The organism is Salinisphaera orenii subsp. halophila YIM 95161 (genome assembly GCF_003732545.1).
GTDB classification, from domain to species: Bacteria; Pseudomonadota; Gammaproteobacteria; order Nevskiales; family Salinisphaeraceae; genus Salinisphaera; species Salinisphaera orenii_A.
In genome coordinates, this window is record NZ_AYKF01000110.1 from 38,083 (window position 1) to 64,703 (window position 26,621).

Here is a 26,621-nt window from a genome sequence, read left to right on the forward strand (position 1 = left end):
CGCTAGCCCGCCTCGGCGTCCATGCCGAGCTCCTTGATCTTGCGGGTCAGAGTGTTGCGACCCCAGCCAAGCAGGCGAGCGGCCTCCTGACGATGGCCGTCGGTCCGCGCGAGCGCGGTCCGGATCATCACCCGCTCCAGGCTCGGGATCGCCTCGTCGAGCAGGTGATCCGCGCCCTCGGCCAGCCGGTGCTCGGCCCAGTGGGCGAGCTGCTCGTCCCAGCCGCCGGTCGTGGTCACACCCGCCGCGGGCGTCGCAGTCGGGGGCGACGGCGTCGCGGTCTCCCCCGGCCCCGGGACCGCCGCGGGGCCCTCGGTCGTGTCGACGTGGCCGCGCAGCTCGTGCGGCAGATCCTCGGGCATGACCTCGCGGCCGGGCGCCATCACCGTGAGCCAGCGACAGAGGTTCTCCAGCTGGCGAACGTTGCCGGCCCAGTCCAGCGTGGCCAGATGATCCCGGGCCGCGGCGCTGAGCGTCTTGGACTCCATCTGCAGTTCGGTGGCCGCGCGGCCGAGAAAGAAGTCGAGCAGCAGCGGGATGTCCTCGCGGCGCTCGCGCAGCGGCGGCACCCGCAGGCGGATGACGTTGAGGCGGTGGAACAGATCCTCGCGGAAACGGCCCTTCTTCACTTCCGCTTCGAGATCCCGGTTGGTCGCGGCGATGATGCGCACGTCCACCGACACCGGCGTGTGGCCGCCGACACGGTAGAACTGGCCGTCCTGGAGCACGCGCAGCAGGCGCGTCTGCAGATCGGCCGGCATCTCGCCGATCTCGTCGAGAAACAGCGAACCGCCGTGGGCCTGCTCGAAGCGGCCGCGGCGCTGGGCGACGGCGCCCGTGAAAGCCCCCTTCTCGTGGCCGAAGAACTCGGATTCCATCAGGTCCTTGGGGATCGCGGCGGTGTTGACCGCGATGAAGGGATGCGCCCCCCGCGGGCTGTGCTCGTGCAGGGCGTGTGCGACCAGCTCCTTGCCGGTCCCCGACTCGCCGGTGATCAGCACCGTGATGTGGGAGGCCGACAACCGGCCGATGGCGCGAAAGACCTCCTGCATCGCCGGCGCCTCGCCGATGATGATCGATTCCGCCGCCGCCGAGCGCTGGGCGGCCTCGCCGAATTCACCGCTGATATGGGCGGCCCGGGTGACCAGCTCCACCGCCTCGTCGAGGTCGAACGGCTTGGGCAGATACTCGAAGGCGCCGCCGCGATAGGCCGAGACCGCGCTGTCCAGATCCGAATGCGCGGTCATGATGATGATCGGCAGATCCGGGCGGATCTCGTTGACCCGGTCGAGCAGATCCAGCCCGGAGATACCCGGCATGCGGATATCGGTGAGCAGCACGTCGGGCGCGCTGTCGTCGATGGCGTCGAGCAACTCGGCGCCGCCGGGAAAACTGGTGACCTCGATGCCGGCACTCTTCAGCGCGCGCTCGAGGACCCAGCGGATCGACTCGTCGTCGTCCACGATCCAGGCCTTCAGATCACTCATCAATCGCCTCCAAAGGCAGAAATACGCTGAACATGGTCTGGCCCGGGCGACTTTCGCACTCGATCAGGCCCTGGTGCAGGTGCACCAGATACTGCGCGATCGGCAGGCCCATGCCCGTGCCCTCGGCCCGCGAGCTGACCATCGGATGGAAGATGCGCGGCAGCAGGTCGGCGGGGATGCCCGGCCCGTTGTCGATGACGTCCACCCGGAGCACCAGCCGATGCTGCACGCCGCCGATGGTGAACAGGCGCTGGGTCCGGGTGCGCAGCAAGATTTCGCCGGAGCCGTCGAGCGCGGTCACGGCGTTGCCGACCACGTTGAAGAACGTCTGGATGAGCTGCTCGCGGTCGGCCTCGATCTCGGGAATGCTCGGATCGTAGTCGCGCACCAGCGCGACGTCGGCGCTCAGGTCGGCACCGACCAGCGCGCGCACGTGTTCCAGCGGCTCGTGGATGTTGATCGCCTGCTTGTTCGGCGGCCGGCGCGGCCCGAGCAGACCGTCGACCAGGTTCTGCAGCCGATCGGCCTCGCGGATGATGACGGCGGTGAATTCCTTGAGCTCGTCATCGCCGATCTCGCGCTCGAGCAGCTGGGCCGCGCCCCGCAGCCCGCCGAGCGGATTCTTGATCTCGTGGGCCAGCCCCCGGATCATCTCGCGGTTGGCCAGATTCTGGATGCGCATCTGATCGTCGCGGGAGATCCGCAGCTGGCGATCCAGCGACAGGAATTCCAGCAGCAGGGCCGCTTCGCCGTTGCGATCGGTGAAGGGCGTGACCGTGCAGTCCACGGTCAGCGGTTCGCCACCGCCGGCGCGAAGATGCAGCTCCCGCTCGGTGAAGGCCGCGCCTTCGGCCAGTGCGCTGGCGAGCTTTTCGCGGTGATCCGCGAGGTAGGGCAGCGCCTTGTCGAACGGTTCGCGCCCGCAGTGGCGCGCCGAGACTCCGAACAGCATCTCGCTGGCGGTGTTGAGGTAGGTCACGCGCATGCGGTGGTCCAGACACACCACCGCCGTCTTGAGATTGTCGAGGATGGTGTCGGGGCGGATACCGGTACTGTCGCGAGGTGTCATGGCCACTGCAGAAGCAAGACTCGGGCCAGTATGTGCGGCCTACAACATACGTCGCCGCCGGGCGACGCGCTACCTCGGCGGCGACGGCGCACCGCCGCTGCCCGGCGTGAATCGCGGTGCGGCCGGTGCGCCGTCGGCGTTGCCCGCCGGCGGCGCGGTCGCGACCCCGTCGGCATTCTCGCCACCGTCGTCGCCGCCCCCGCTCTGCGAGTCCGGATTGAGCGGCGATATCGCGGCGGGCGGCTGGACATAGAAGGTCACCGGCTCGGTGCGACGCAGTTCCCGACCTTCGTAGAGCAGTGCGGCGCTGAGCGTGTGCGAGCCGCGGGCGACGTTGGCCAGTTCCAGGCGGGTCTCGTCGGTGGGCGACTCCGGGATCGGACTGCCGTCCAGATAATAGGTGATCTGCTCGCCGTCGCGCAGATCGGCTTCGCCGCCGATGGTCAGCGATATCGGCACGACGCCGCGGGCGTCCCGGAAGGTACGCCCGGCCTCGGGCCGAACCAGCTCGGGCCGGCGTGAATCGGGGGGCTCGTCCTCGGCCCGGCCGGCCTGGTACTCGTCCTGCAGCCGCTGCAGCGCGTCGGGATCGCTCTCGACACTCTGGATGCCCGGCAGATCGGCGCGCTCGGCTCGACTGCTGGCGGGGCTGTCGCTGTAATGGCGCACGCCGTCGGCGCCGACCCAGGTATAGATGTCGGCGTGGGCCGGGCCCGTGGCGAACAGAATAGCGACGACGACGGTGGCGAGCATCCTCATGCGACGAATCTAGCGCAGCGACCGGACATAAAAAAGGGCGCGCCCGACAACGGACGCGCCCCGCCAATCGGGGCCGGCGACGCCGGCTCCGATCTCCCCTGAATCAGCAGGAGTAGTACATCTCGAACTCGGCCGGGTGCGTGCTCATCTTGAGACGCAGCACTTCCTCCATCTTGAGCTCGATGTAGCCGTCGATGAGGTCGTCGGTGAACACGTCGCCCTTCTTGAGGAAGTCGCGGTCGTCGGACAGGGCCTTGAGCGCCTCCTCCAGCGACTGGGCCACCGTCGGGATGGCCTTTTCCTCTTCCGGCGGCAGATCGTAGAGATCCTTGTCCATGGCCTCGCCGGGATGGATCTTGTTCTGGATGCCGTCGAGACCGGCCATCATCATCGCGGTGAAGGCGAGATACGGGTTCGCGGTCGGATCCGGGAAGCGGACCTCGATGCGACGCGCCTTCGGGCTGGAGACCCACGGGATGCGGATCGAGGCCGAGCGGTTGCGGGCGGAATAGGCCAGCAGCACCGGGGCCTCGAAGCCCTTGACCAGGCGCTTGTAGCTGTTGGTCGAGGCATTGGCGAAGGCATTGATCGCCTTGGCGTGCTTGATGATGCCGCCGATGTAGAACAGCGCTTCCTCGGACAGGCCGCCGTACTCCTCGCCGGAGAAGATATTCTTGCCGTCCTTGGACAGCGACTGGTGCACGTGCATGCCGGTGCCGTTGTCGCCGACCAGGGGCTTGGGCATGAAGGTCGCGGTCTTGCCGAAGCTGTGGGCGACGTTGGCCACGCAGTACTTGTAGACGAGCAGCTCATCGGCCTTCTTCACCAGCGTGTTGAACAGCATGCCGATCTCGCCCTGACCGGCAGTGCCCACTTCGTGGTGGTGCACTTCGATGGTCAGACCCATCTCTTCCATGGCCAGGCACATGGCCGAGCGCACGTCCTGGTGGGAGTCGACGGGCGGCACGGGGACATAGCCGCCCTTGATCCCGGGGCGATGGCCCATGTTGCCTTCCGGATAGGCCTTGTTGCTGCTCCACCAGGCCTCTTCGGAATCGATCGAGAAGCCGGCACCCTTCATCTCGTTGTGCCAGGACACGGAGTCGAACACGAAGAACTCGGCCTCCGGCCCGAACAGGGCGGTGTCGGCGATGCCGGTGGAGGCGAGATAGGCCTCGGCACGCTTGGCGACGGTACGCGGGTCGCGCTCGTAGCCCATCATCGTGTTGGGCTCGAGGACGTCACAGCGGATGATGACCGTGGGCTCCTCGAAGAACGGATCCAGCACCGCGGTGCTGTCGTCCGGCATCATCACCATGTCGGAATCGTTGATGCCCTTCCAGCCGTCGATGGACGAGCCGTCGAACATCTTGCCTTCTTCCATGAACTCTTCGTCGACGACATGCGCCGGCATGGTCATGTGCTGTTCCTTGCCGCGCGTGTCACAGAAGCGGAAGTCCACGAACTTGGCTTCGCTTTCCTTAATGAGTTTGAGCGCTTCGCTACTCGACATGATGACTCCTTGTGTGTGGACTCGGCTGCCGTGTCGGCGGCAGTGTCGCGAGGACAACCACTATAAACGCAGTTTCCATGCCACGTCACGGACGCGCTTCATCGGGGCACAGGGGCGGCAAACGCCACATTATCGCGCATCAAATGCACTAAAACGATGCTTTCGAGGCGATATGCACTGTTTTGGTTCATACCGCGATCTGCCGTGAACGGGGCGGCTTCCGTTATACTTCCGGCCTGTTTCAAGGGGTTCTGGCATGGATTTCCAACAGCTCATCTTCCGGCTGCAGACATTCTGGGCCGAACAGGGCTGCGCCATCGTGCAGCCGCTGGACATGCCGGTGGGCGCCGGCACGTTCCATCCGGCCACATTCCTGCGCTCGATCGGTCCCGAGCCGTGGCGCGCGGCCTATGTACAGCCCTCGCGACGTCCCACCGACGGCCGCTACGGCGACAACCCGAACCGGCTGCAGCACTATTATCAGTTCCAGGTGCTGCTCAAGCCGTCGCCGAAGGACATTCAATCGCTGTATCTGGCGTCGCTCGAGGCTCTGGGCCTGGACATGACGATTCACGACGTGCGTTTCGTCGAGGACAACTGGGAATCGCCCACGCTCGGCGCCTGGGGCCTGGGCTGGGAAATCTGGCTCAACGGCATGGAGATCACCCAGTTCACCTATTTCCAGCAGGTCGGCGGGCTCGACTGCCGGCCGGTCGCCGGGGAGATCACCTACGGCCTGGAGCGCATCGCGATGTATCTGCAGAACGTCGAGAGCGTCTACGACCTGGTGTGGTCCTCCTCGCCGGCGGGTACGATCCGCTACGGCGACGTCTACCATCAGAACGAGGTGGAGCAGTCCCGTTATAACTTCGAGTACGCCGACGTGGACGCGCTGCTGGCGCGCTTCGATGCACTCGAGCGCGAGTGCGGGCGGCTGGTGGAGGCCGAACTGCCCCTACCGGCCTATGAACGCATGCTCGAGTGCTCGCACGTGTTCAATCTGCTCGATGCCCGACACGCCATTTCCGTGACCGAACGCCAGGGCTACATCCTGCGTGTGCGGACCCTCGCACGCGCCTGCGCGCAGGCTTACTACGACTCGCGCGAAGCGCTCGGTTTTCCCATGCTCGACAACACCCACGAGGCCGCATGACCGCACCGCTGCTCATCGAGATCGGCGTCGAGGAGCTGCCGCCGAACGCCATGCGTCGGCTGGCCGATGCATTCGCCGACGGTCTCGCCCTTGCTCTGGACGAGGCGGGCCTGGAGCGCGGCGCCGTCACGCGTCACGCGACGCCGCGCCGTCTGGCCGTGACCATCGACGACGTCGCGGCCGAAACCGCGCCGGCGGCCATCGAGAAGGCCGGCCCGACGGTGGCGATCGCCTTCGACGACGAGGGCGCGCCGACGGCCGCGGCCGAGGGCTTCGCCCGATCGCTGGGCACTCGGGTCGAAGCACTCGTACGCGAGGATAGCGATAAGGGCGAACGCCTCGTCTATCGCAGCACCGAACCGGGCAAACCGCTCGCGTCGTTGCTTCAGCCGGCGGTCGACGAGGTGCTGCGCCGCCTGCCGATCCCAAAACGCATGCGCTGGGGCGACTCCGAGGCGGCCTTCGTGCGGCCGGTTCACTGGGTGGTGGCGCTGCACGACGACACCATCGTTCCGCTGACGGTGTTCGAAGAAAGCGCGGATCGCGTCACCCGCGGGCACCGATTCCATCACCCCGAGCCCATCGCACTCGCTCGAGCGGCCGACTATGCCGCCCGGCTGCGCGATCCCGGCTGCGTGATCGTCGATCCCGACCATCGCAAGGCCCGCATCGTCGAGCAGGTCGAGGCCGCCGCCGCCGAGTGCGGCGGACGGGCGTTGATCGACGACGCCCTGGCGGAGGAGGTATCCGCACTCGTGGAATGGCCGGTGGGGATCAGCGGCGACTTCGACGCGCGCTTCATGGTCCTGCCACGCGAGGTACTGATCTCCACGCTGGAAGGACACCAGCGCTACTTCCCGGTCGAGGGGCCGGACGGCGCACTCCTGCCCGCCTTCGTGACGGTGGCCAACATCGACAGCGCCGACGTGGCCCAGGTGATCGCGGGCAACGAACGGGTGGTGCGGCCACGGCTGGCCGACGCCCTGTTCTTCTGGGAGCAGGATCGCCAGCACGGTCTCGAGGCCCACATCGACGGCCTGGCCCGCGTGAGCTTCCAGAAGGAGCTGGGATCGCTGGCCGACAAGAGCGCGCGCATCGGCCGCCTCATGCGGCATCTCAACGCCGCCGTCGGGGCCGAGCACGACCACGTCGAACGCGCCGCGGCACTGGCCAAGACCGACCTCCTGACCGAAATGGTCGACGAGTTTCCCGACCTGCAGGGCGTGATGGGCTGCTATTACGCCCGCGACGCCGGCGAGCCGGAGGCCGTCGCCACGGCCCTGGCCGAGCAGTACGCCCCGGCAGCCGCCGGAGCGCCGATCGCATCGACCCGCGTCGGCCAACTGCTCGCGCTGGCGGATCGTCTCGACACGCTGGCGGGCATCTTCGCCATCGGCAAGCGCCCGAGCGGCGACAAGGATCCGTTCGGGCTGCGCCGGGCCGCCCTCGGCGTGCTGCGCACGCTGATCGAAGCCGAGCTTCCGATCGACCTCGCGAGTGCGATCGACACCGCCGTCGCAATGCAGCCGGTTGAAGGTGCCGAGGATACGGCCGCCGCGCTCTGGATGTTCCACATGGAACGTCTGCGCGGCTATTACGGCGATCGCGGCATCAGCGGCGACCGCTTCGATGCCGTGGCCGCCCTCGACCTCGTGGACATGACCGATTTCGAGGCGCGCATCCGGGCCGTAACCGCCTTCGCCGAACTGCCCGCGGCCGCTGTCGTCTGCGCCGCCCACAAGCGGATACGCAACATCCTGCGCAAGAACGCGGTAGCCGCGGATGGCACGGGTTTCGAGCCCGCGCGTCTTACCGAACCGGCCGAGCGTGCGCTGGCCGAAAGCATGGCGGCACGCCAAAATGCGATCGCGGAGGCGGTGCAGACTCGGCGCTATGAACCGGCCCTGGAGCAGGTCGCGATGCTGGCCGAACCGCTTGACGCCTTTTTCGATCAGGTCATGGTGATGGTCGACGACCCGGCGCTGCGCGACAACCGCCTCGCCCTGCTGAAGGCGCTCGACGGCCTGTGCCGCCAGGTGGTGGACGTCTCGCGATTGGCGCTAGACTAGTCCCATGAATCTGGTCATCCTCGATCGCGACGGCGTCATCAACGAAGACAGCGACGACTTCATCAAGTCGCCGGCGGAGTGGCGGCCGATCCCGGGCAGCCTCGAGGCCATCGTGCGGCTCAAGCACGCGGGTCTGACCGTGATGGTGGCCAGCAACCAGTCCGGCCTCGCCCGCGGCCTGTTCGATTACGACGGCCTGTTCGCCGTGCATGACAAGATGACACGCATGCTCGCCGATCTTGGCACCCACGTCGACGGCATCTTCTTCTGCCCACACGGCCCCGACGACGGCTGCGGCTGTCGCAAGCCGCAAATCGGGCTGTTCGAGGACATGGGACGCCGACTCGGGCGCACGATCCGCGGTGCGCCCTTCGTCGGTGACAGCGTCACGGACGTCGAGGCCGCACGGGCCGCGGGCCTGCACCCGATATTCGTCGAAACCGGCAAGCGCGTCGATACCGACGCTCCGGCACTCGCGGACGTCGAGAGCCATACGGATCTCGCCGCCGCCGCCGACGCCTTGATCGCCGCCCGCAAGAACAGGCGCCGGCGCCAGTAGCAGCCGGCACGCGGTCGGTCTGGCCGCCGCTGGCCGGGTTACACGTCCAGGTTGGAGACCATCAGCGCATTGCGCTCGATGAAAGCGCGCCGCGGTTCGACGTGATCGCCCATGAGCGTGGTGAAGATCTGATCCGCGCCGACCGCGTCCTCGATCTTGACCTGCATCAGCCGGCGGCTATCCGGATCCATCGTAGTTTCCCAGAGCTGTTCCGGATTCATCTCGCCCAGGCCCTTGTAGCGCTGCACGTTGAGCCCGCGCTTGGCCTCCTCGAGCAACCAGCGGTAGGCCGCATCGAAGGTATCCACCGTCGCACTGCGTTCGCCACGCGACACCACCGCGTCGTCGCCCATCAGGGCCCGCAGCTCGCCGCCGAGTGTTGCCATGCGCTGGTATTCAGGGCCGGTGAAGAAGTCCTCGTGCCAGACGAAGGTATGCGGGATCCCGTGGCTGAAACGCGTGACCTGCAGATGCAGCGGCCGGTCGTCGGTCGCCGGCTTGATCTGGACCGCATAGCGGTGGCGGGCTTCGTTTCGTGCATCCAGCCGCGCCTGCAGCGCGTCGGCCCAGGCCTGCATGCGCCCCTCGTCGGCGAACATGTCGGTCGTCACCGCCTCCAGATACGTCATCTCCATGAGCGTCGCCGGATCGAAACGCCGGGTCAGGCGGTCGATGTCCTCGAGCATGTCCATGTAGCGCTGCGACAGATCCGCCAGCGCCTCGTCGGCGATCGGCGGGGCGTCCGCCGACACGCGCAGCTGCGCCTTGCCCAGCGCCAGCCGCAGCAGATAGTTGCTCAGCTCGCGGTCGTCCTTGACGTAATGTTCCTGCTTGCCGCTCTTGACCTTGTACAGCGGCGGCTGCGCGATATAGACGTAGCCCGCCTCGATCAGGGCGAACATCTGGCGGTAGAAGAACGTCAGCAGCAGCGTCCGGATATGCGAACCGTCGACGTCCGCGTCGGTCATGATGATGATGCGGTGATAGCGCAGCTTGGTGGGGTCGAATTCGTCGCGACCGATCCCGCAGCCCAGCGCCGTGATCAGGGTTCCCACCTCGACCGAGGACAGCATCTTGTCGAAACGCGCCTTCTCGACGTTCAGGATCTTGCCCTTGAGGGGCAGAATCGCCTGATAGTGGCGGTCCCGCCCCTGTTTGGCCGACCCGCCGGCCGAGTCGCCCTCGACCAGAAACAGCTCGGAGGCCGCCGGATCCTTTTCCTGGCAGTCCGCCAGCTTGCCGGGGAGACCCGCGATATCGAGCGCGCCCTTCCGGCGCGTCATGTCACGGGCGCGCCGCGCCGCATCCCGGGCGCGGGCCGCCTCGATGATCTTGCCGGCGATCAGGCGGGCCTCGCGTGGGTTTTCAAGCAGAAAATCGCTCAGATGGGCGTTGACGGAGGATTCGACAGCGGCGCGCACCTCCGAGGAAACCAGCTTTTCCTTGGTCTGCGAGGAGAACTTCGGATCCGGCACCTTCACGGAGATGACGGCAGTCAGCCCCTCGCGAGCGTCATCGCCCGCCGGATTGACCTTTTCACGCTTGGCCAGGCCTTCGGTCTCGATGTAACCGTTGAGCGTGCGGGTCAGCGCGCCGCGGAATCCGGCCAGATGGGTGCCGCCGTCACGCTGGGGAATGTTGTTCGTGTAACAGAACACGCTTTCCTGGTAGGAATCATTCCACTGCATCGCCACTTCAACGACCATGTCGTCGCGCTCGGCGGTGAAATAACAGACCGTTTCGTGAAGCTTCGTCTTGTTTTCGTTCAGATTCTCCACGAACGCGCGAATGCCGCCCTCGTACTCGAATACGACGTCGCGTTCGCTGGCCTCCTCGATGAGCCGGATGCGGACCCCCGAATTGAGGAACGACAACTCGCGCAGGCGTTTGGCGAGAATATCGTAGCTGTAGGCGATGTTGCTGAAGACATCGGCGCTCGGATGAAAATGAATCGAGGTACCGGTCTGTTCGGTGGGTCCGACGGCACTCAACGCGTCGAGCGGCTCACCCATGCTGTAACGCTGGCGGTAATTCTGCCCATCACGATGAATATCGAGCTCCAGCCGGTCCGAAAGCGCGTTGACGACCGATACGCCCACGCCGTGGAGACCGCCGGAAACCTTGTACGAATTGGCGTCGAATTTGCCGCCGGCATGCAGCACGGTCATGATCACTTCGGCGGCCGGCTTGCCTTCGCCCTCGTGCATGTCCACGGGGATGCCACGGCCGTCATCGGTGACGGTGATGCTCTGATCCCGATGGATGATGACCTTGATCTCGTGGCAGTATCCGGCCAGCGCTTCGTCGATCGCGTTGTCGACGACCTCGAACACCATGTGATGCAGACCGGTACCGTCATCGGTGTCGCCGATGTACATCCCGGGGCGCTTGCGGACGGCCTCCAGCCCCTTGAGCACCTTGATGCTGCTGGAATTGTATTCGCCGTTGTTTTCCGCCATGACCAGACCGCCGTTAGTGGGAACTCGCGCTTAACCGCGTGATTTTAGCACGCGTCGTCGCCATGGGCCGTCACGCGCCCTTGTTCCACGTGGAACAATCGTCGCGGTGTCAGCGCGGCCGGAACGAGTGCGGCCTCCAGAAACGTAACGAAGCACTGACCGCCGAGGCCGGCGATCTCCGCGGCGAGCCCGTCGCGGTACTGCGGCCCCAGCTCGGCCGCGAGGTCATCGACAAGAAGGATCGGCTGCACGCCGCGCCGTAAGTGCAGCAAACGGGCCTGGACAATCAGCAACGCCGCTGTAAGGACTTTCTGTTGCCCCCGTGATACCCAGTCCCGGGCCGTCGTTTCAGCGACTGATATCCGGAGATCGGCACGGTGGGGGCCGCGCTGGGTGAAACCCATGCGTTGATCCTGATCCAAACCGGCCGCCAAGGCGGCGCCGAACCCCTCATCGTGGCGCCAGCCGGGTTCATAGTCGATGGCGATCGTCGCCTCACCGAGCAGGCGTTCCGCCTGGGCCGGCATATAACGGCGTATATCCTCGATATAGGCACGTCGGCAGGCGTCAACGATTTCGGCGTTGTGCACGAGCTCGGCGTCCCATGCAATGACGTCCTTTTTAGCCCAGCGCGCCTTCAACGCGCGATTGCGCTGCCGCAGAGCGCGTCGGTACCGATGCCATGCGGGAAAGAACGCCTGTTCCACGTGGAACACGCCCCAGTCGAGAAAATGCCGGCGATAACGCGGCCCCTGTTCCAGAAGGCGATGCAGATTCGGGTCGATGAGCTGGAGCGGGAATGCGTTGACGAGATCGAGGCGGGTAGTGCTTGGGTTGCCATCACAGCGATAGTGCATGCCGCGACGATCGCGCTGCACCGCCAACTGCCGGCTGCGTTGTTCGCCGGACTCGATCAAGCCGTGCACCGTGAATGCGGTCTGTCCCTCCCGGACCGCGGGACGAGCCGTTGCGTGTCGAAACGATTGGCCGCGGCCCAGAATGTAAAGCGCCTCCAGGAGACTGGTTTTCCCGGAGGCGTTATCGCCCGTGATGACGTTGACGCCCGGGCCTGGATTGATCTCGAGTGCCTCGAAACAGCGAAAATCGGTCAATCGAAGCCGGGTCAATTGCATTTTTGCGGGACTAGAGTCGCATGGGCATGACGACGTAGCGCGTCGACGGGTCGTCCGTCGCCTGCAGTAGTCCGCTGCTGTCCGGGCCGGAAAGTGAGAGGGTGAACTCTTCGCTGCGCATCGCACCGAGCGCTTCCAGCAGATAATTCACGTTGAATCCGATCTCCATCGGTTGATTATCGTAGCTGACCTGGAGCTCGTCTTCGGCTTCCTCACGCTCCACGTTCTGAGCCTGTAGACGAAGCGTATGTTCGCTCAGGGCCAGTCGGACACCACCGAACTTCTCGTTCGACAGAATCGCGGTGCGCGACAAGGCCTGGCGGATGACGTCGCGGTTGGCGGCCATGATCTTGTCGACGTCGGTCGGAATGACCCGCTCGTAGTCGGGAAAACGGCCATCGATCAGCTTCGTGGTGAATACGAGGCCGGGCAGCTGTAGCCGCAGGTGTTTGCTGGACAACTGGATACTGATCTCGGCATCGCTGTTGTCCAGAAGGCGTACGAGCTCGGTGATCGCTTTGCGTGGAATGATCGCCTGCGTAGGTTCTTCGATGTCGATGGTCGCTTCGGCGTCGCTGAGTGCGAGGCGGTGACCGTCTGTGGCGACACATCGCAGGCGGTCGGAACGCAGTGCCAGTAGCAGACCGTTGAGGTAATACCGCACATCCTGGTGGGCCATCGCGAAATGAGTGCGCTCGAGCAGTCCTCGCAGTGTGTTTTCCGGGATCGTGAAGTGATCGCCGGCTTCGACTTCATCAAGATGGGGCCAATCCTGGGCGGATAGGGTGGCGAGCGTGAAGCGTGATCGGCCCGATTGCACACGCGTTTGCTGTTGTTCCTGTGATAACTGTACCTCGGCGTCGTCCGGAAGACCTCGGCAGATGTCGAGAAGTTTTCGTGCGGGTACGGCAGCGCTGCCGGGTTGACCGACGACAGCGCTACATTCGGTTATCAGTTCAAGTTCGAGGTCGGTCGCCGTCAGTACGAGTCGATCGTTATCGGCCTTGAACAGCACGTTGGAGAGAATCGGCATGGTCTGGCGTCGCTCGACGACGCCGATGACGGTCTGAAGGGCCGATAGTAGATCCCTGCGCTGTATCGAAAATTGCATGGCTGCGGCTCCCGTTTAGCCGTGGTCCCTGTTGTCTTGAGAGTCCCTAAGAAAAGATAGTAGTAGTAACAATAGACGACTGACTTGGCTGTTGATTTCTCTTGTTTTCCATTTATAAACAACGATATGTCTTGTTTATAACTCTGCTGTCCGAATCGCTTGAAGGCTGTGGCACAGCTGTGGATGGAATGTGGTCAATTGCTCCTGGCTTGCGGAGTTTGTCGCTGTCTTCTGTTTGTCCCGGGCTTATCCACAGTCAGCTTGTGAGTATCCGGCTGAGGTTCGCGTAGTCTTCGTCCACCCGTGCATCCGTCTCTCGCAGTTCCTTGACTTTGCGGCAGGCGTGGAGAACGGTCGTGTGATCGCGTCCACCGAATCCCTGGCCGATTTCCGGCAGACTGTGATTGGTCAGTTCCTTGGCCAGCGCCATGGCGAGTTGCCTCGGTCGCGCGATCGATCGCGTCCGTTTCTTGCCGAGGAGGTCCGTGAGGCGCATTTTGTAGTACTCGGCGACGGTGCGCTGAATGTTCTCGAGCGTGACCAGCCGGTCGTAGACCGCGAGCATGTCGTGCAGCGCCTGCTTGGCGAAGTCCACCGTGATCGGCGTGCCGGTGATCTGCGCGGAGGCCTTGAGCCGGTGCAGCGCGCCTTCCAGATCGCGAACGTTCGAGCGCACCCGCTTGGCGATGAAGAAAGCGACCTCCTGGGGGAGTGTGATCCCGTGGTAGTCGGCCTTCGAGAGCATGATGGCGACCCGGGTTTCCAGCTCGGGCGGTTCCACGGCCACCGACAGGCCCCAGGAAAATCGCGACTTGAGTCGGTCCTCGAGGCCTTCCACCTCCTTCGGAAATCGGTCGCAGGTGATCACGATCCGCTGGTTCGATTCGAGCAGCGAGTTGAAGGTGTGGAAGAATTCCTCCTGCGAACGGTCCTTGCCGGCGAAGAACTGGATGTCGTCTATCAGCAGGGCGTCGAGCGAACGGTAATGGCCCTTGAAGCGATCCATCCGGTTGTGCCGGATGGCGGTGACCATTTCGTTGACGAAGTGCTCCGAGCGTACGTAGGCGACCTTCGCCTGCGGCTGATTGGCGAGCAGCCGGTTGCCCACGCTCTGCATCAGGTGGGTCTTGCCCAGACCCACACCGCCGTAGATGAGCAGCGGGTTGTAGGCGACGTTGTCGGGATCGGCGGCCTGTTCGGCTGCCGCCCGGGCGATCTGGTTGGACTTGCCCTGGACGAAGGTCTCGAAGGTATAGCGACCGTCCAGGTTGTGGCGCGTGGCCGAGGGGGCCGCCGCCGGTTCCGCGGTGGCCGGTGCGCTCGTGCGTTGGCCGCCGCCGACGAGTACGCGAATGCGCTTGGGCAGCTCGCCCATCTCGCTGAGCGCGTTCGCGATCGGGGTGCGCAGCTCGCGCTCGACCTGATCCCGTACCACCTCGTTGGGCGCCATCAGATCGAGTCCGCCTTCGTTGAAATCGGCCTCCAGCGGCCGAAGCCAGAGGTTGACGTCCTTCTCGGGCAGACGCGTTTCGATATGCGTAAGACAGCGTTGCCAGAGCGTTTCAGCCAAAGTCGTGAACTCCATCGCCGGGATGGGCGTGCACCGCGACGCCCGGCCGACTACGGTAGCGCAGTGTCGACAGGTTATCCACAGCTCGATTCAGGCTTGCAACGCGGCCGTACGGGCGACTAGAATCCGCGGTCTTTTAACGAAGAGTGCCCTGCCGGGCGCCGGATCGAGAGCCTCATGAAACGCACGTATCAGCCGAGTAATCTGCATCGCAAGCGCACGCACGGCTTTCGTGCGCGCATGGCGACCAAGAACGGTCGCCGCGTTCTGTCCGCGCGCCGCGCCAAGGGCCGCAAGCGCCTCGCGCCCTAGCCGCCCCGGGTGTCGCAGGCGTCATTTCCGCCGCGAGCGCGCCTGCGCAATGCAGCCGAGTTCCGAGCGGTGTTCGCTCAGGGCGACAAGACGGTCTGCCCGGGGTTCGTGCTGATTGCGGCAGCCGGTGACGGCCAGCCGGCACGGCTGGGCCTCGCGCTGGCCAAGCGGCGAATCGCGCGGGCGGTGGACCGGAATCGGATAAAGCGCGTCCTGCGCGAATCGTTTCGGCACGCACGCCCCGAGCTCGGTTCGGTGGATGTCGTGGTGCTGGCACGCAGCCGGACGGCGGCCATGGACAACAAGGCGCTGTTCGCGCAACTTGCCGGCGTCTGGCCCCGAGTGGCCCGCAACGCGGCACCTGTCGCGGCCCTCGATGCCGCGGCCGGCGGCGACCGCCAACGTTAGGGATCTAGCCGCGCATGGAAAACATTCGTTTCGCTCTGCTCTGCGCCGTCGGCGTCATCTGCTTCTTTCTGTATCAGGCTTGGCAGACGGACTATGCGCCGACGCAGGCGGAGGCCACGGCCGACAGCGCCGACGCCACGGCCGGGGACTACCGCCAAGATGACGACGTGCCGGATCTGGCCTCGGCACCGGATGCGGGCGACGAAGCCGGCACGAGTGACGGCGATCGCGGCGCCGCCTCGGATGACGCGAGTGCGCCCGGTCAGGTCGTCGGCGATGCCATGGCTCAGGGACAGCGCGTTCACGTCGTTACCGACAAGTTCGATCTCGTGATCGATACCCGCGGCGGCGACCTGCGTCAGGTTCAGCTGCGCGGCGTGCCGGTCTCCTCCGATCGGCCCGACACCAATCTGCGGCTGATCAACGACAGCCTGCCCAACTTCTTCATCGCTCAGAGCGGCCTGGTGGGCGATTCGGCGGACGCGCCCGATCACAACACGACCTATCGCAGCGAAAAGAACGAATACAAGCTCGCCGACGGCGAGGATACCCTGCGGGTCCCGCTGACCTGGACCAACGACACCGGCCACGAGGTCACGAAGGTCTATACCTTCCACCGCGACAGCTACCGGATCGGGCTCAGCCACGAGGTCCGCAACCGGTCCGGCGAACCCTGGACGCTGTCGCAGTACGTGCGCTTCTGGCGCACCCCGCACGAGATCACCGGCGATGTGCCCTTCGCCCAGGCGTTCTTCGGCGTCGGCTGGTACGAGCGCAAGGACGAGGGGAGCTACAGCTATCGCAACGAATCCCACGGCGAGCTCGCCGAGAACCCCGTCCAGCTGACCCAGGAGGGCGGCTGGATCGCCATGATCCAGCACTACTTCATCGGTGCGGCGATTCCGCCCCCCGACGCGAAGGCGCGCTTTTTCGCCCGGCCCAAGGACGTCTCCGGGGCGCAGGGCGGGTTTGCCAGCGGGTTCATCGGCACCAAGGAATCGATCGCGGCCGATGCGAGCGCCGAGTTCGAGACCACGCTGTTCGTCGGTCCCAAGCTGCAGGACCAGCTCGACGCCGTGGCGCCGGGGCTGGGGTTGACCGTGGACTACGGCTGGCTGACGGTGCTCGCCAAGCCCATCTTCTGGGTGCTGGAGCACCTGCACGCGCTGGTCGGCAACTGGGGTGTGGCGATCATCCTGCTGACCTTCCTCATCAAGCTCTGCTTCTACAAGCTCTCCGAGACGCAGTTCCGGGCGATGGCGCGCATGCGCAAGTTCGCACCGCGCATGCAGCAGCTCAAGGAGCAGTACGGCGACGACCGCCAGAAGCTGCAGTCCAAGATGATGGAGCTCTACAAGAAGGAGGGCTTCAACCCGCTGGCCGGCTGTTGGCCGATGCTCGTGCAGATGCCGGTGTTCATCTCGCTATACTGGGTGCTGCGGGAATCGGTGGAACTGCGCCATGCGCCGTTCATGCTCTGGATCCAGGATCTGTCCGCGCCGGACCCGTACTACATCCTGCCGGTGGTCTTCGGCGTGACCATGTTCCTGCAGCAGCGGCTGACCACGAACGTGACCATGGACCCGATGCAGCAGCGCATCATGCAGATCATGCCGGTGGGTCTGGCCGTGTTCTTCGCCTTCTTCCCGGCGGGCCTGGTGCTCTACTGGTGCACCAACAACCTGCTGTCGATCGGCCAGCAGTGGTACATCTACCGCAAGCTCGACGCCGAGGGCCTCGGCCACAAGGCCGCCAACAGCTGACCGCGCCGGCGTGAGCGACGGCCCCGACACGATCGCCGCGCTCGCCAGCGGCGCCGGTCGGGCCGGGGTCGCCGTGATTCGCGTCTCCGGGCCGGCGGTGCCGGCCATCGCCCGTGCCCTGCTCGGTCGGCTGCCGTCGCCGCGCCGGGCCGTCGTTGCGGCCTTCGCCGGGGCCGACGGCCGCGCGCTCGACCGCGGCGTGGCCCTGTATCTTCCGGCCCCGGCGTCGTTCACCGGCGAACACGTACTGGAGCTGCAGGGCCACGGCAGCCCGGTGCTCGTGGATCGGCTGCTGGCCCGATTGCTCGAACTGGGCGCGCGCCTGGCCGAACCCGGCGAATTCTCGCGCCGCGCCTTTCTCAACGACAAGCTCAGTCTCGATCAGGCCGAAGCCATCGCGGATGCCATCGACGCCGGCAGCAGCGCCGCGGCGTCAGCCGCCATGCGCTCGCTCGAGGGCGTCTTCGCCCGCGAGATCGAGGCGCTGCGCAGCGCGCTGATCGAGCTGCGGGTCTATACCGAGGCCGCGATCGACTTCCCAGACGAGGACGATGTCGATTTCCTCGGCGACGGCGAGATCGCCGGACGCCTGGCCGACATCCGCCGGCGGCTGGCTGCGCTCATCGATCGGGCGCGCGAGGGCGCGCGGCTGCGCGAGGGCCTGCGGCTGGTGATCCTGGGCGCGCCGAACGTCGGCAAATCCAGTCTGCTCAACCGGCTGGCCCGGCGCGACACCGCCATCGTCACCGAAATCGCCGGGACCACGCGCGATGTCCTGCACGAGCAGCTGGCGATCGACGGCCTGCCGCTGACGCTCGTGGACACCGCGGGCCTGCGCGAGACCGACGACCCGATCGAGGCCGAAGGCGTGCGCCGCGCCCGCGCCGAGCTTGCCCAGGCCGATCGGGTGCTGCTGGTCGTGGACGACAGCCGCGGCCCCGGTCCGGACGACCATTGCCTGCTCGAGGAGATCGGCGACCGCTGCCCGGTCAGCGTGATCGCCAACAAGATCGATCTCAGCGGCGCGGCGGCCGGGGAGACGACGCTCGCGGGCCGCGAGGCGGTTCGGCTCTCGGCCACGACCGGTGACGGCCTCGACGCGCTGGCGGCACATCTGCGTCGCGCCGCGGGTCTGGCCGGCGACAGCGAACCCGATTTCGTCGCGCGCCGGCGGCATCTCGAGGCGCTGGCCCGCGCCGACGCCGCGCTCGACCGCGGCCACGACCGGCTCGTCGTGGATGCCGCGGGTGAACTGCTGGCCGAGGAACTGCGCGTGGCCCAGACCGCCCTCGGCGAAATCACCGGCGCCTTCACCAGCGAGGATCTGCTGGGCGCGATCTTCTCGAGCTTCTGTATCGGCAAGTAGGTAGGTGCCCCGATTGTCCTGCCGCGATCGGCCGGCACATGCTGTATGCATCGACATAGGATGCGAGGGGTCGCATGTTCGGTTATCCACGCCTGATCTACGCCGGTTTCGTCGCGCTGACGCTGCTCGCCGGCGGGCTGCTCGTCTGGCTGGCGCCGGCGTGGCTGGTGCTGTGGCTGATACCCGCCGCGCTGGTCGGGGTCGGCGCGTTCGATCTCGCTTCCGACCGGAACGTGCTGCGCAACTTCCCGATCGTGGGTCATCTGCGCTACATGCTCGAATTCATCCGCCCGGAGCTGCGCCAGTATTTCTTCGAATCCGAGACCAGCGGCCGGCCGTTCTCACGCGAGCAGCGCGAGATGGTCTATGCGCGCGGGGCCGCGGCGCCGGATACCGCCCCATTCGGCACCATTCGCGATTTCGAGGCCCCCGGCTACAACTTCGCCCTGCACTCGATGGCGCCGAAGTCGGTCGACGCCCGCCACGGCCGGCTCGTCATCGGCAATCATCAGTGTCGCCGACCCTATGACGCCTCCCGGCTCAACGTCTCGGCGATGAGCTTCGGCTCCCTGTCCGGCAACGCGGTGGCGGCGATGAACCGCGGCGCCGCGCTCGGCGGCTTCGCGCAGGACACCGGCGAGGGGGCGATCAGCGATCACCACCGGGCCCACGGCGGCGATCTGATCTGGGAGATCGCTTCGGCCTACTTCGGCTGCCGCACGGACGAGGGCCGCTTCGACCCCGACGAGTTCGCGAGCAAGGCCCGCACCGATCAGGTCCGGATGATCGAGATCAAGATCTCGCAGGGCGCGAAGCCCGGCCACGGCGGCCTGCTGCCGGGCGCGAAGGTCACCGACGAGATCGCCCGGGTGCGCGAGATCGAGCCCGGCCGGGACTGCGCCTCGCCGGCTTCCCACCCCGAGTTCGACACCCCGCTCGGGCTGCTGCGCTTCGTCGAGCGGCTGCGGGCACTGGCCGACGGCAAGCCGGTGGGCTTCAAGCTCTGTCTGGGCTATCGGCACGAGTTCATGGGCATCTGCAAGGCGATCGTGGAGACCGGGATCGTGCCGGATTTCATCACCGTCGACGGCGCCGAGGGTGGTACCGGCGCGGCGCCGGCCGAGTTCGAGGACTTCATCGGCACCTACATCGACGACGCCCTGCCGTTCGTGCACGCCTGCCTCGTGGGCATCGGCGTGCGCGATCAGGTCCGGGTGATCGCCAGCGGCAAGGTCGTGATGGGTTTCGACATGGTCGAGAAGATCGCCCTCGGTGCGGATATGTGCAACGCCGCGCGGGCGTTCATGTTCTCGGTCGGCTGCATCCAGGCGCGGCGCTGTCACACCGATACCTGCCCCACCGGCGTGGCCACCCAGGATCCGCGCCGCGCGGCCGCCCTGGACGTGCTGAAGAAATCGCTGCAGGTGCGCAACTACCACGACGCCACCGTGAAGTCGTTTCTCGACATCGTCGGCACGATGGGCCTGGACGATCCGGACGCTCTGACCTACGCGCACATCAAGCATCGGCCGGAGCACGGCCACGCCGAGACCTTCGCCGAGATCGAGCCGCCGGTCGCCACCGGCGATTTTCTGGCCGATCGCATCCCCGAGGCCTATCGCGCCGACTGGGCCCGGGCGCGCGCCGATTCGTTCGCGCCGGCCGCCACGGCGTCGGCGGCGCGTCAGTAGACGGACGGATGGCTGCATGATGCAGTCGCGAAGTAGGCTCGGGGCCCGCAGTCCAGTCGAGGGCAGGCCATGGGTCAGACAGTCGGTGACTTCATCGTTTCGCGGCTCGCCGAATGGGGCGTCGAGCGCGTCTACGGCTATTCCGGCGACGGTATCAACGGCGTCATGGGGGCGCTGCGCCGCGCCGAGGCCGGGCCGCGCCTGATTCCGACGCGCCACGAGGAGATCGCGGCCTTCACCGCGGCGGCCCACGCCAAGTTCACCGACACGCCGGGCGTGTGCGTGGCCACCTCGGGGCCGGGGGCGGTGCACCTGCTCAACGGTCTCTACGATGCGAAGAAGGATCACGTACCCGCGGTCGCCCTCGTCGGCCAGCAGGCGCGCATGAGCCTCGGCACCGACTATCAGCAGGAGATCGACCTCACCGCACTCTACAAGGACGTGGCCGGCGACTACGTGCATCTGGTCGCCGATGCGCCACAGGCGCGCCATCTCGTCGATCAGGCCCTGCGCATCGCCACCGCCCGACGCACGGTCACGGCCATCGTCGTGCCCAACGATGTCCAGGATCTGCCCATGGTCGATCCCCCGCGCAGCCACGGGGCGGTGTTCTCCGGCATCGGCTATCGCCCGCCGCGCACCGTGCCCGAGCCCGCGGATCTGGACGCCGCGGCCGCGGTGCTGAACGCCGGCGAAAAGGTCGCGATCCTGGCCGGCGCGGGCTGCAAGCACGCGGTCGACGAGCTCCTGGCCCTGGCCGACATCCTCGGCGCCGGCATCGCCAAGGCGATCCTGGCCAAGACCATGATTCCGGACGACGTCGACTACGTCACCGGCACGGTCGGCCTGCTCGGCACCGAGCCCAGCGCTGACATGATGGCCGACTGCGACACCCTGCTGCTGGTCGGCACCCGCTTCCCCTACGCGGAGTTCCTGCCCGAGGAGGGCCAGGCACGCGCGGTCCAGATCGACATCGACGCCGAGGCGCTCGGCCTGCGCTATCCGACCGAGGTCAATCTCGCGGGCGACGCCGCCACCACGCTCGCGGCGCTGGCCGAGCGCGTCACCCGCAAGACCGATCGCGCGTGGCAGAACACCCTCATCGACAAGACCCGCGACTGGTGGCGCCTGGTGGACGAGCGCGCCGAAATCGCGGCCGACCCGGTCAACCCGCAGGCGGTGTTCGCCGGCCTGTCGCGGCATCTGCCGGCGGACGCGATGCTGGCCTGCGACGTCGGCTCGGGCACCAACTGGTATGCCCGCTATCTGCGCGTCCGGCGCGGCATGGCGGGTTCGGTCTCCGGCGGGCTCGCCTCGATGGGCAACGCACTGCCCTATCTACTCGCGGCCAAGTTCGCCCAGCCGGGGCGCCCGGCCATCGCCATGGTCGGCGACGGGGCGATGCAGATGCTGGGCAACCAGGCCCTGATGGATGTCGCCCGCTACTGGCGTGAATGGAGGGATCCGCGCGCCGTGGTGCTCGTGCTCAACAATCGCGATCTCAACCAGGTCACTTGGGAGCAGCGGGTGATGGAGGGCGATCCCAAGTTCGAGACCTCGCAGGATCTGCCCGACTTCGCCTACGACGAATACGCCCGCCTGCTGGGACTGACCGGCCTGCGCATCGAATCACCCGAGGCCATCGACGCGGTCTGGCGCGAAGCGCTCGCCGCCGATCGCCCGGTGGTCATCAACGCCTACACCGATCCCGGGATCGCGCCGCTGCCGCCGCATATCGGCTTCGAGCAGGCCAAGGGCTTCATGACCTCGATGCTGGGCGGCGATCCCGAAGCCGGACACGTGATCCGCGACTCCATGAAGGAGATGTTCGCGAAATGGCGGCGCTAGCCGCGGCCACACCGATTTTCATCACAACGAGCCACGAGGAGGATTCATGCTCGTACGCACCCATCAGGACGCCGAAAAGACCGCCGTCGACGAAGAGAAGTTCGTCAGCCGCCGCTATACGCTGCGGGCCGACGGCATGGGCCACTCGTTCCACGAGACCTACGTCAAGCCCGGCTGCGCGCTGCACATGTGGTACAAGAACCACAAGGAGACGGTGATCTGCATCGAGGGTGAAGGCCGGATCGAGGATCTCACCGAGGGCGGCACCTGGGACCTCAAGCCCGGCGTGCTCTATGCGCTGGACAAGCACCAGCAGCATATTCTCTCCAGCGAGAAGGGCATGACCGTGCTCTGCTGCTTCTCGCCGTCGCTGGTCGGCCCCGAGGACCACGACGAGCAGGGCAGCTACCCGCTGCTCGACGACGACGGCTCGGTCATTCAGCGCTGAGCGTCGCGCCGGGATCGGCCCGGCCGGCGGTCGGCCGGGCGATCTCGAACAGCCGCGGCCAGTTCTTGCCGGTGGCATAGATGCGGCCGGCGGAGGCGTCGTAGGCGATGCCGTTGAGCACCCCGGCCTCGGCATCCGCCGGCAGGGCCGCGCGCAGCGGCGTGGCGTCGAGGCTGGCGATGACGTCGCCGGTGCGCGGGTCGATGCGCAGGATCCGGTCGCGATACCAGACGTTGGCCCAGATCTCGCCGTCGATGTACTCGAGTTCGTTGAGCTCGTCGACCGGTTGGCCGTCCTCGGTGACCTCGAGCGCGCCGACGCGGCGGAAGTCGTCCGGATCGCGCAGCTGCAGCGTGGCGCTGCCGTCGCTCATGATCAGGTGGGTGCCGTCGTAGGTCAGGCCCCAGCCCTGGCCGTCGTAGGTCAGCCGATCGATGCGCGCCAGGCTGTCGCGGTCGTAGACGAAGGCCACGCCGGCCTTCCAGGTGAGCTGGTAGAGCCGCGCGCCGACGCGCGCCAGGCCCTCGCCGAAGTGATCGCGTGACAGCGAGCGCGTCTGCAGCACCTCGCCGCTGGCCGGCGCCACGCGGCGCAGGCTCGAGTCGCCGTAGCCGCCGGTGCTCTCGTAGAGCAGGCCGTCGGCCACGAGCAGGCCCTGGGTGAACGCATCCGGGTCGTGGGGATGGCTGGCGAGGATGCGTGCGCGTTCGGACGGCGCGGCCGCGACGGCACCGGCGCAGATCAGCAGCAGTAGCAGCAGCCACGGGCCGGTGTGTCGTCGGGAAAACGAGCGCATACCGCGATGATAGCGAAGGCGCGCCAATCCGCGTGCATACCGCGCCGACGTTAAGTCCTAGAATGCATCATCCCTATCGAGGCAGAACATCCATGGCCGAAGTCGAACACCGAGAACACGATCTCGATTATCAGCAGAAGCGCGATGCGCGCCGGCGCGAGGCGCCGAGCGCCGCGGTGGTCTACGAGGCGATTCGCCGCGAGGCCGAATCCGAACTCACCCGCCCCCTGCCCGGTCTGGCGTTCTCCGCGCTCGGCGCGGGCCTGTCGATGGGCTTCTCGCTGGTCGCCCAGGCGGTGCTCTACAACTACACCCCGGACGCCGACTGGCGCCCGATCATCGCCAGTTTCGGCTACGCCATGGGCTTTCTGTTCGTGATTCTCGGCCGCCAGCAGTTGTTCACGGAGAACACGCTCACCCCGGTGCTGGAAGTCCTGCGCGTGCGCTCGGTGGGCGTGCTCACGCGCACGTTCAATCTCTGGGTGGTGGTGCTGCTCGCGAACATGCTGGGCACGGCGATATTCGCCGCGACCCTGTCGTACTTCAAGGTGCTCGATCCCAAGATCAACGAGGCCCTGGCCAGCATCGCGGCCTCCGAGTACAAATACGATTTCGCCACCATGTTCGTGCGCGCGATCTTCGCCGGCTGGCTGGTCGCGCTCATGCTCTGGCTCATGCCGTTCGCCGAGACCGCCCGCGTGGGCGTGATCATTCTGGTGAGCTATCTCATCGGCCTGGCGCATTTCCCGCACATCATCGCCGGCTCGGTGGCCGCGCTCTACGGCGTTTTCAGCGGCGTCAACGGCATCGGCGAGTTCCTCGGCGTGTTCTTCCTGCCGACGCTGCTCGGCAACATACTCGGCGGCGTCATGCTCGTCGCGGTGGTCAACTATGCTCAGGTCGCCTACAGCGATTCCGACCGCGACAACACCGATCCGGACCGCGAATGACGACGATGACAGTCGGGGCTGTCATTCTTGCTGCACTGCGGTATAGTCGAAGCGTCATTCACCACGGAGCGACGTCATGACGGAATCGAGCGACAAGTGGGAAGGCCGCTGGGATCGACTCAAGGGCAAGGCGCGCGAGCATTTCGGGCGTCTGACCGACGACGAGGTCGAGGAGACCGCCGGCCGGCGCCAGAACATGCTCGGCAAGATCCAGGAAAAGTACGGCGAGACCCGGGAGAAGGCCGAGGAGATGCTCAAGGAGTTCGAGCGCAAGTACCTCTAGACGCGCCCGACCGCGGCGTCACGGGCCGTCCGGCGTTGTCGGACGGCCCTGTCGTGCCTCAGCTCATCCCTGAGCGGTCGACGGGCCCGGCCGGCGCCGCGCGGCCGCCACCAGAGCCGCGAACAGCCGCCGCTGCGGGCGTTGATAGCACAGATACTCAGGATGCCACTGGACGCCGATCGTGAACGTCCGGTCCACGGTCTCGATCGCCTGGACCAGCCCGTCGGCGTCGCGGGCGCTGACCGTGAATCCGGCGCCCAGGCCGCGCACCGCCTGATGGTGCAGGCCGTTGACCGCCATCCGGCGCCGGCCGGCGATGGCGGCCAGCCGCGAGCCGCGTTTCAGCACGATCCGCTTGCAGGGCAGCGGGTTGGCGCGGTCGCTCGTGCGCCGCCGGCGCCGGCCCAGATCGGCGTACAGCGTGCCGCCCGCGGCCACGTTGAGCAGCTGGGCGCCGCGGCAGATGCCGAGCACCGGCGTGCCGGACGCCCGGGCCGTGCGGATCGCGGCGAGCTCGAAGGCGTCGCGCTCGCGATCGGCCCGGGCGTCGGGTGCGGCATCGCTCAGATACAGATCGGTGGCGATGTCGTCGCCGCCGCCGATCACCAGGCCGTCGAGGGCCGCGGGCAGGCCGCGGCGCGGGGTGGCCCGCAGCGCCCGGCCGCCGGCCAGCGCGATCGCCGCCCGGGCGCACCACCAGCCCGGCGCCCAGCGGCTGGCCTTGCCGGTCACGGCGATGCGCGGTCGTGGCGCCGCGCGGCTCACGCGTCGCGCTCGAAGGTGTCCGCCCAGCCGCCGAACCAGTCGCCCATGGGTCGCTCCAGGACGTCCCGGTAGGCCCGGCAGAGACGGTCCAGGCGCGGCGCGTCGGCGGCCAGTTCCTCGACCACCAGCCAGCGGTCCCAGTCGGGTGTCAGATCCCAGCCGGGCCGCTCGATCTCGCAGTTGGGCAGGCGATGATGGAGCGCGGGCCGCGCAGAGACCAGATGGTCGTCGACCGCTTTGCGCACGCGCTCGGCATCCAGGTGGGCGAAGACCGGCAGCATGTCCAGCGCGCGGTTGCGGCTGGCGTTGTGGGCCAGGTAGTCGTCGATGAGCCGGTCGCGATCGGGGCGGTAGTCCGGGTCGCAGATCAGGCGCGCGTACTCGCGCGGATACGGCTGGATGTAGGGAAAGACGCGCCGGCTGATGTCGATGGCGCTGGCGCGCACCAGCCAGTCGTAGGCCACCGTGAAGGCCCGGATATAGCCCAGCAGCGTCTCGGTCTCCAGATCCGGCAGCTCCGGATTGAGATGCAGGCCGAAGGCGTAGAACGCCGAGGTGCTGGTCCCGCGCGCGCCCGCCTCGCGCAGGGCCGCGATCATGGGGTGGAGTTCGTGCAGGGCGTCGATGGCGATCGGCGGACAGACGATCTCGAACGGCACCACCCGCTTGGCCAGCGCGCCGAGCAGATCCTCGGAGACCCGCTCGACGTCGCCCCAGAGGCCGTCGTCGCTCTCGCGACGGCCGCGTTCCTTGAGATAGGCGTAGTCGAGCTCGATCGCGAAATCGCCCCACGGCGTGTCGACGACCGCATGTTCGTACGCGCTGGCGGGCCGGATTTCGCCGCCCAGCGTGGATCGCAGGGTCTCGCTGATGCGCTCGATCGTCAGGCCGCTGAATTCAAGTTCCACCCCCACGCGACGCACCCCCTGCGCCGCCGTATGGCAGCGTGAGGGCCGGCGCAGCGGTGGATTCTCGGATACGGGATGGTCCGCGGTCATGCGATCGTGCACTGCAACATTTGCAAGCGGGCATCAAGCATGCCATCCGCTGACCCGCGCGGCCAGTTGTCGACGCTCGAAACGCGGGCGTAGTATCCGCATAAACGCAGT

General features: G+C 66.8%; 23 protein-coding genes. 12 read left to right on the forward strand and 11 right to left on the reverse strand.

Annotated features, from left to right (window positions below):
- Nucleotides 1–2: 2 nt before the first annotated feature.
- The 4 genes from glnG to glnA form a co-directional block, all read right to left on the reverse strand.
- The gene (glnG, locus tag SAHL_RS13760) at nt 3–1,490 is read right to left on the reverse strand and encodes a nitrogen regulation protein NR(I) (protein WP_416235848.1); all 1,488 of its coding nucleotides are present in this window, start codon (nt 1,488–1,490) and stop codon (nt 3–5) included.
- The gene (gene glnL / locus SAHL_RS13765) at nt 1,480–2,556 is read right to left on the reverse strand and encodes a nitrogen regulation protein NR(II) (RefSeq protein ID WP_123591991.1); all 1,077 of its coding nucleotides are present in this window, start codon (nt 2,554–2,556) and stop codon (nt 1,480–1,482) included. Before glnL ends, glnG begins: the two co-directional genes overlap by 11 nt.
- Nucleotides 2,557–2,625: 69 nt before the next feature.
- Complete coding sequence (locus SAHL_RS13770) at nt 2,626–3,315, reverse strand: DUF4124 domain-containing protein (RefSeq protein WP_123591992.1); 690 nt, start codon at nt 3,313–3,315, stop codon at nt 2,626–2,628.
- A 103-nt stretch (nt 3,316–3,418) separates the two neighbouring features.
- Nucleotides 3,419–4,828, reverse strand: a complete 1,410-nt coding sequence (gene glnA / locus SAHL_RS13775) for a glutamate--ammonia ligase (protein ID WP_123591993.1) — start codon at nt 4,826–4,828, stop codon at nt 3,419–3,421.
- A 256-nt stretch (nt 4,829–5,084) separates the two neighbouring features.
- Here glnA and glyQ point away from each other — a divergent pair, with 256 nt between their 5' ends.
- Genes glyQ through gmhB form a run of 3 tightly spaced genes read left to right on the forward strand, consistent with a single transcriptional unit; the run spans nt 5,085 to nt 8,609 of the window.
- Nucleotides 5,085–5,981 carry a glycine--tRNA ligase subunit alpha gene (glyQ, locus tag SAHL_RS13780; protein ID WP_123591994.1) on the forward strand — a complete coding sequence of 299 codons (897 nt, stop codon included), beginning with the start codon at nt 5,085–5,087 and terminating at the stop codon, nt 5,979–5,981.
- Entirely contained in the window at nt 5,978–8,050 is a 2,073-nt protein-coding gene (gene glyS, locus SAHL_RS13785) for a glycine--tRNA ligase subunit beta (protein ID WP_123591995.1), read from the forward strand. The genes glyQ and glyS overlap by 4 nt, the downstream gene beginning before the upstream one ends.
- Nucleotides 8,051–8,054: 4 nt before the next feature.
- Nucleotides 8,055–8,609 carry a D-glycero-beta-D-manno-heptose 1,7-bisphosphate 7-phosphatase gene (gene gmhB, locus SAHL_RS13790; RefSeq protein WP_123591996.1) on the forward strand — a complete coding sequence of 185 codons (555 nt, stop codon included), beginning with the start codon at nt 8,055–8,057 and terminating at the stop codon, nt 8,607–8,609.
- Nucleotides 8,610–8,647: 38 nt separating this feature from the next.
- Here the strand turns inward: gmhB and gyrB are convergent, their stop codons facing one another.
- The 4 genes from gyrB to dnaA all read right to left on the reverse strand — a co-directional run bounded on the left by gyrB (nt 8,648) and on the right by dnaA (nt 14,897).
- Nucleotides 8,648–11,068, reverse strand: coding sequence for a DNA topoisomerase (ATP-hydrolyzing) subunit B (gene gyrB / locus SAHL_RS13795; RefSeq protein WP_123591997.1), 2,421 nt, complete (start codon nt 11,066–11,068; stop codon nt 8,648–8,650).
- Nucleotides 11,069–11,112: 44 nt separating this feature from the next.
- Nucleotides 11,113–12,201: a DNA replication/repair protein RecF gene (gene recF / locus SAHL_RS13800; protein WP_123591998.1), complete on the reverse strand. Its 1,089-nt coding sequence runs from the start codon at nt 12,199–12,201 to the stop codon at nt 11,113–11,115.
- Nucleotides 12,202–12,211: 10 nt separating this feature from the next.
- Nucleotides 12,212–13,312, reverse strand: a complete 1,101-nt coding sequence (gene dnaN, locus SAHL_RS13805; protein ID WP_123591999.1) for a DNA polymerase III subunit beta — start codon at nt 13,310–13,312, stop codon at nt 12,212–12,214.
- Between the two features lie 256 nt (nt 13,313–13,568).
- Nucleotides 13,569–14,897, reverse strand: coding sequence for a chromosomal replication initiator protein DnaA (gene dnaA / locus SAHL_RS13810; protein WP_123592000.1), 1,329 nt, complete (start codon nt 14,895–14,897; stop codon nt 13,569–13,571).
- A gap of 162 nt (nt 14,898–15,059) precedes the next feature.
- Between dnaA and rpmH the strand changes: the two genes are divergently transcribed.
- The 7 genes from rpmH (at nt 15,060) to SAHL_RS13845 (ending at nt 22,718) form a co-directional block, all read left to right on the forward strand.
- Nucleotides 15,060–15,194: a 50S ribosomal protein L34 gene (gene rpmH / locus SAHL_RS13815; protein WP_123592001.1), complete on the forward strand. Its 135-nt coding sequence runs from the start codon at nt 15,060–15,062 to the stop codon at nt 15,192–15,194.
- 9 nt (nt 15,195–15,203) lie between these two features.
- The gene (rnpA, locus tag SAHL_RS13820; protein WP_123592002.1) at nt 15,204–15,602 is read left to right on the forward strand and encodes a ribonuclease P protein component; all 399 of its coding nucleotides are present in this window, start codon (nt 15,204–15,206) and stop codon (nt 15,600–15,602) included.
- Nucleotides 15,603–15,616: 14 nt separating this feature from the next.
- Nucleotides 15,617–17,365 carry a membrane protein insertase YidC gene (gene yidC, locus SAHL_RS13825; RefSeq protein ID WP_123592003.1) on the forward strand — a complete coding sequence of 583 codons (1,749 nt, stop codon included), beginning with the start codon at nt 15,617–15,619 and terminating at the stop codon, nt 17,363–17,365.
- 10 nt (nt 17,366–17,375) lie between these two features.
- The gene (mnmE, locus tag SAHL_RS13830; protein WP_123592004.1) at nt 17,376–18,731 is read left to right on the forward strand and encodes a tRNA uridine-5-carboxymethylaminomethyl(34) synthesis GTPase MnmE; all 1,356 of its coding nucleotides are present in this window, start codon (nt 17,376–17,378) and stop codon (nt 18,729–18,731) included.
- A 74-nt stretch (nt 18,732–18,805) separates the two neighbouring features.
- Nucleotides 18,806–20,422 carry an FMN-binding glutamate synthase family protein gene (locus tag SAHL_RS13835; RefSeq protein ID WP_123592005.1) on the forward strand — a complete coding sequence of 539 codons (1,617 nt, stop codon included), beginning with the start codon at nt 18,806–18,808 and terminating at the stop codon, nt 20,420–20,422.
- Between the two features lie 69 nt (nt 20,423–20,491).
- Complete coding sequence (locus tag SAHL_RS13840; protein WP_123592006.1) at nt 20,492–22,270, forward strand: thiamine pyrophosphate-requiring protein; 1,779 nt, start codon at nt 20,492–20,494, stop codon at nt 22,268–22,270.
- A gap of 46 nt (nt 22,271–22,316) precedes the next feature.
- On the forward strand, nt 22,317–22,718 hold the full coding sequence (locus SAHL_RS13845; protein WP_123592007.1) for an ectoine synthase: 402 nt from the start codon (nt 22,317–22,319) through the stop codon (nt 22,716–22,718).
- Here the strand turns inward: SAHL_RS13845 and SAHL_RS13850 are convergent.
- Nucleotides 22,705–23,514: a glutaminyl-peptide cyclotransferase gene (locus tag SAHL_RS13850; RefSeq protein ID WP_123592008.1), complete on the reverse strand. Its 810-nt coding sequence runs from the start codon at nt 23,512–23,514 to the stop codon at nt 22,705–22,707. The two genes, SAHL_RS13845 and SAHL_RS13850, sit on opposite strands and share 14 nt — an antisense overlap.
- Nucleotides 23,515–23,606: 92 nt before the next feature.
- Between SAHL_RS13850 and SAHL_RS13855 the strand changes: the two genes are divergently transcribed.
- On the forward strand, nt 23,607–24,464 hold the full coding sequence (locus SAHL_RS13855; protein WP_123592009.1) for a formate/nitrite transporter family protein: 858 nt from the start codon (nt 23,607–23,609) through the stop codon (nt 24,462–24,464).
- A 76-nt stretch (nt 24,465–24,540) separates the two neighbouring features.
- Nucleotides 24,541–24,747, forward strand: coding sequence for a CsbD family protein (locus SAHL_RS13860; protein ID WP_123592010.1), 207 nt, complete (start codon nt 24,541–24,543; stop codon nt 24,745–24,747).
- A 63-nt stretch (nt 24,748–24,810) separates the two neighbouring features.
- On the opposite strand, the gene SAHL_RS13865 is transcribed toward SAHL_RS13860, so the two are convergent.
- Both SAHL_RS13865 and SAHL_RS13870 read right to left on the reverse strand, forming a co-directional pair.
- Nucleotides 24,811–25,512 carry a gamma-glutamyl-gamma-aminobutyrate hydrolase family protein gene (locus SAHL_RS13865; protein WP_123592011.1) on the reverse strand — a complete coding sequence of 234 codons (702 nt, stop codon included), beginning with the start codon at nt 25,510–25,512 and terminating at the stop codon, nt 24,811–24,813.
- Entirely contained in the window at nt 25,509–26,510 is a 1,002-nt protein-coding gene (locus tag SAHL_RS13870; RefSeq protein ID WP_123592012.1) for an amidoligase family protein, read from the reverse strand. The genes SAHL_RS13865 and SAHL_RS13870 overlap by 4 nt, the downstream gene beginning before the upstream one ends.
- Nucleotides 26,511–26,621 lie beyond the last annotated feature (111 nt).

What these genes read in the sequence shown, in the direction of transcription:
- SAHL_RS13770 (WP_123591992.1), bottom strand. Translation starts at nt 3,315, where the DNA reads ATGAGGATGCTCGCCACCGTCGTCGTCGCTATTCTGTTCGCCACGGGC.
- SAHL_RS13850 (WP_123592008.1), bottom strand. Translation starts at nt 23,514, where the DNA reads ATGCGCTCGTTTTCCCGACGACACACCGGCCCGTGGCTGCTGCTACTG.
- SAHL_RS13870 (WP_123592012.1), bottom strand. Translation starts at nt 26,510, where the DNA reads ATGACCGCGGACCATCCCGTATCCGAGAATCCACCGCTGCGCCGGCCC.
- glyS (WP_123591995.1), top strand. Translation starts at nt 5,978, where the DNA reads ATGACCGCACCGCTGCTCATCGAGATCGGCGTCGAGGAGCTGCCGCCG.
- gyrB (WP_123591997.1), bottom strand. Translation starts at nt 11,068, where the DNA reads ATGGCGGAAAACAACGGCGAATACAATTCCAGCAGCATCAAGGTGCTC.
- dnaN (WP_123591999.1), bottom strand. Translation starts at nt 13,312, where the DNA reads ATGCAATTTTCGATACAGCGCAGGGATCTACTATCGGCCCTTCAGACC.
- recF (WP_123591998.1), bottom strand. Translation starts at nt 12,201, where the DNA reads ATGCAATTGACCCGGCTTCGATTGACCGATTTTCGCTGTTTCGAGGCA.
- dnaA (WP_123592000.1), bottom strand. Translation starts at nt 14,897, where the DNA reads ATGGAGTTCACGACTTTGGCTGAAACGCTCTGGCAACGCTGTCTTACG.
- yidC (WP_123592003.1), top strand. Translation starts at nt 15,617, where the DNA reads ATGGAAAACATTCGTTTCGCTCTGCTCTGCGCCGTCGGCGTCATCTGC.
- glnA (WP_123591993.1), bottom strand. Translation starts at nt 4,828, where the DNA reads ATGTCGAGTAGCGAAGCGCTCAAACTCATTAAGGAAAGCGAAGCCAAG.
- glnL (WP_123591991.1), bottom strand. Translation starts at nt 2,556, where the DNA reads ATGACACCTCGCGACAGTACCGGTATCCGCCCCGACACCATCCTCGAC.
- SAHL_RS13855 (WP_123592009.1), top strand. Translation starts at nt 23,607, where the DNA reads ATGGCCGAAGTCGAACACCGAGAACACGATCTCGATTATCAGCAGAAG.
- SAHL_RS13860 (WP_123592010.1), top strand. Translation starts at nt 24,541, where the DNA reads ATGACGGAATCGAGCGACAAGTGGGAAGGCCGCTGGGATCGACTCAAG.
- SAHL_RS13835 (WP_123592005.1), top strand. Translation starts at nt 18,806, where the DNA reads ATGTTCGGTTATCCACGCCTGATCTACGCCGGTTTCGTCGCGCTGACG.
- rpmH (WP_123592001.1), top strand. Translation starts at nt 15,060, where the DNA reads ATGAAACGCACGTATCAGCCGAGTAATCTGCATCGCAAGCGCACGCAC.
- SAHL_RS13845 (WP_123592007.1), top strand. Translation starts at nt 22,317, where the DNA reads ATGCTCGTACGCACCCATCAGGACGCCGAAAAGACCGCCGTCGACGAA.
- glyQ (WP_123591994.1), top strand. Translation starts at nt 5,085, where the DNA reads ATGGATTTCCAACAGCTCATCTTCCGGCTGCAGACATTCTGGGCCGAA.
- gmhB (WP_123591996.1), top strand. Translation starts at nt 8,055, where the DNA reads ATGAATCTGGTCATCCTCGATCGCGACGGCGTCATCAACGAAGACAGC.
- SAHL_RS13840 (WP_123592006.1), top strand. Translation starts at nt 20,492, where the DNA reads ATGGGTCAGACAGTCGGTGACTTCATCGTTTCGCGGCTCGCCGAATGG.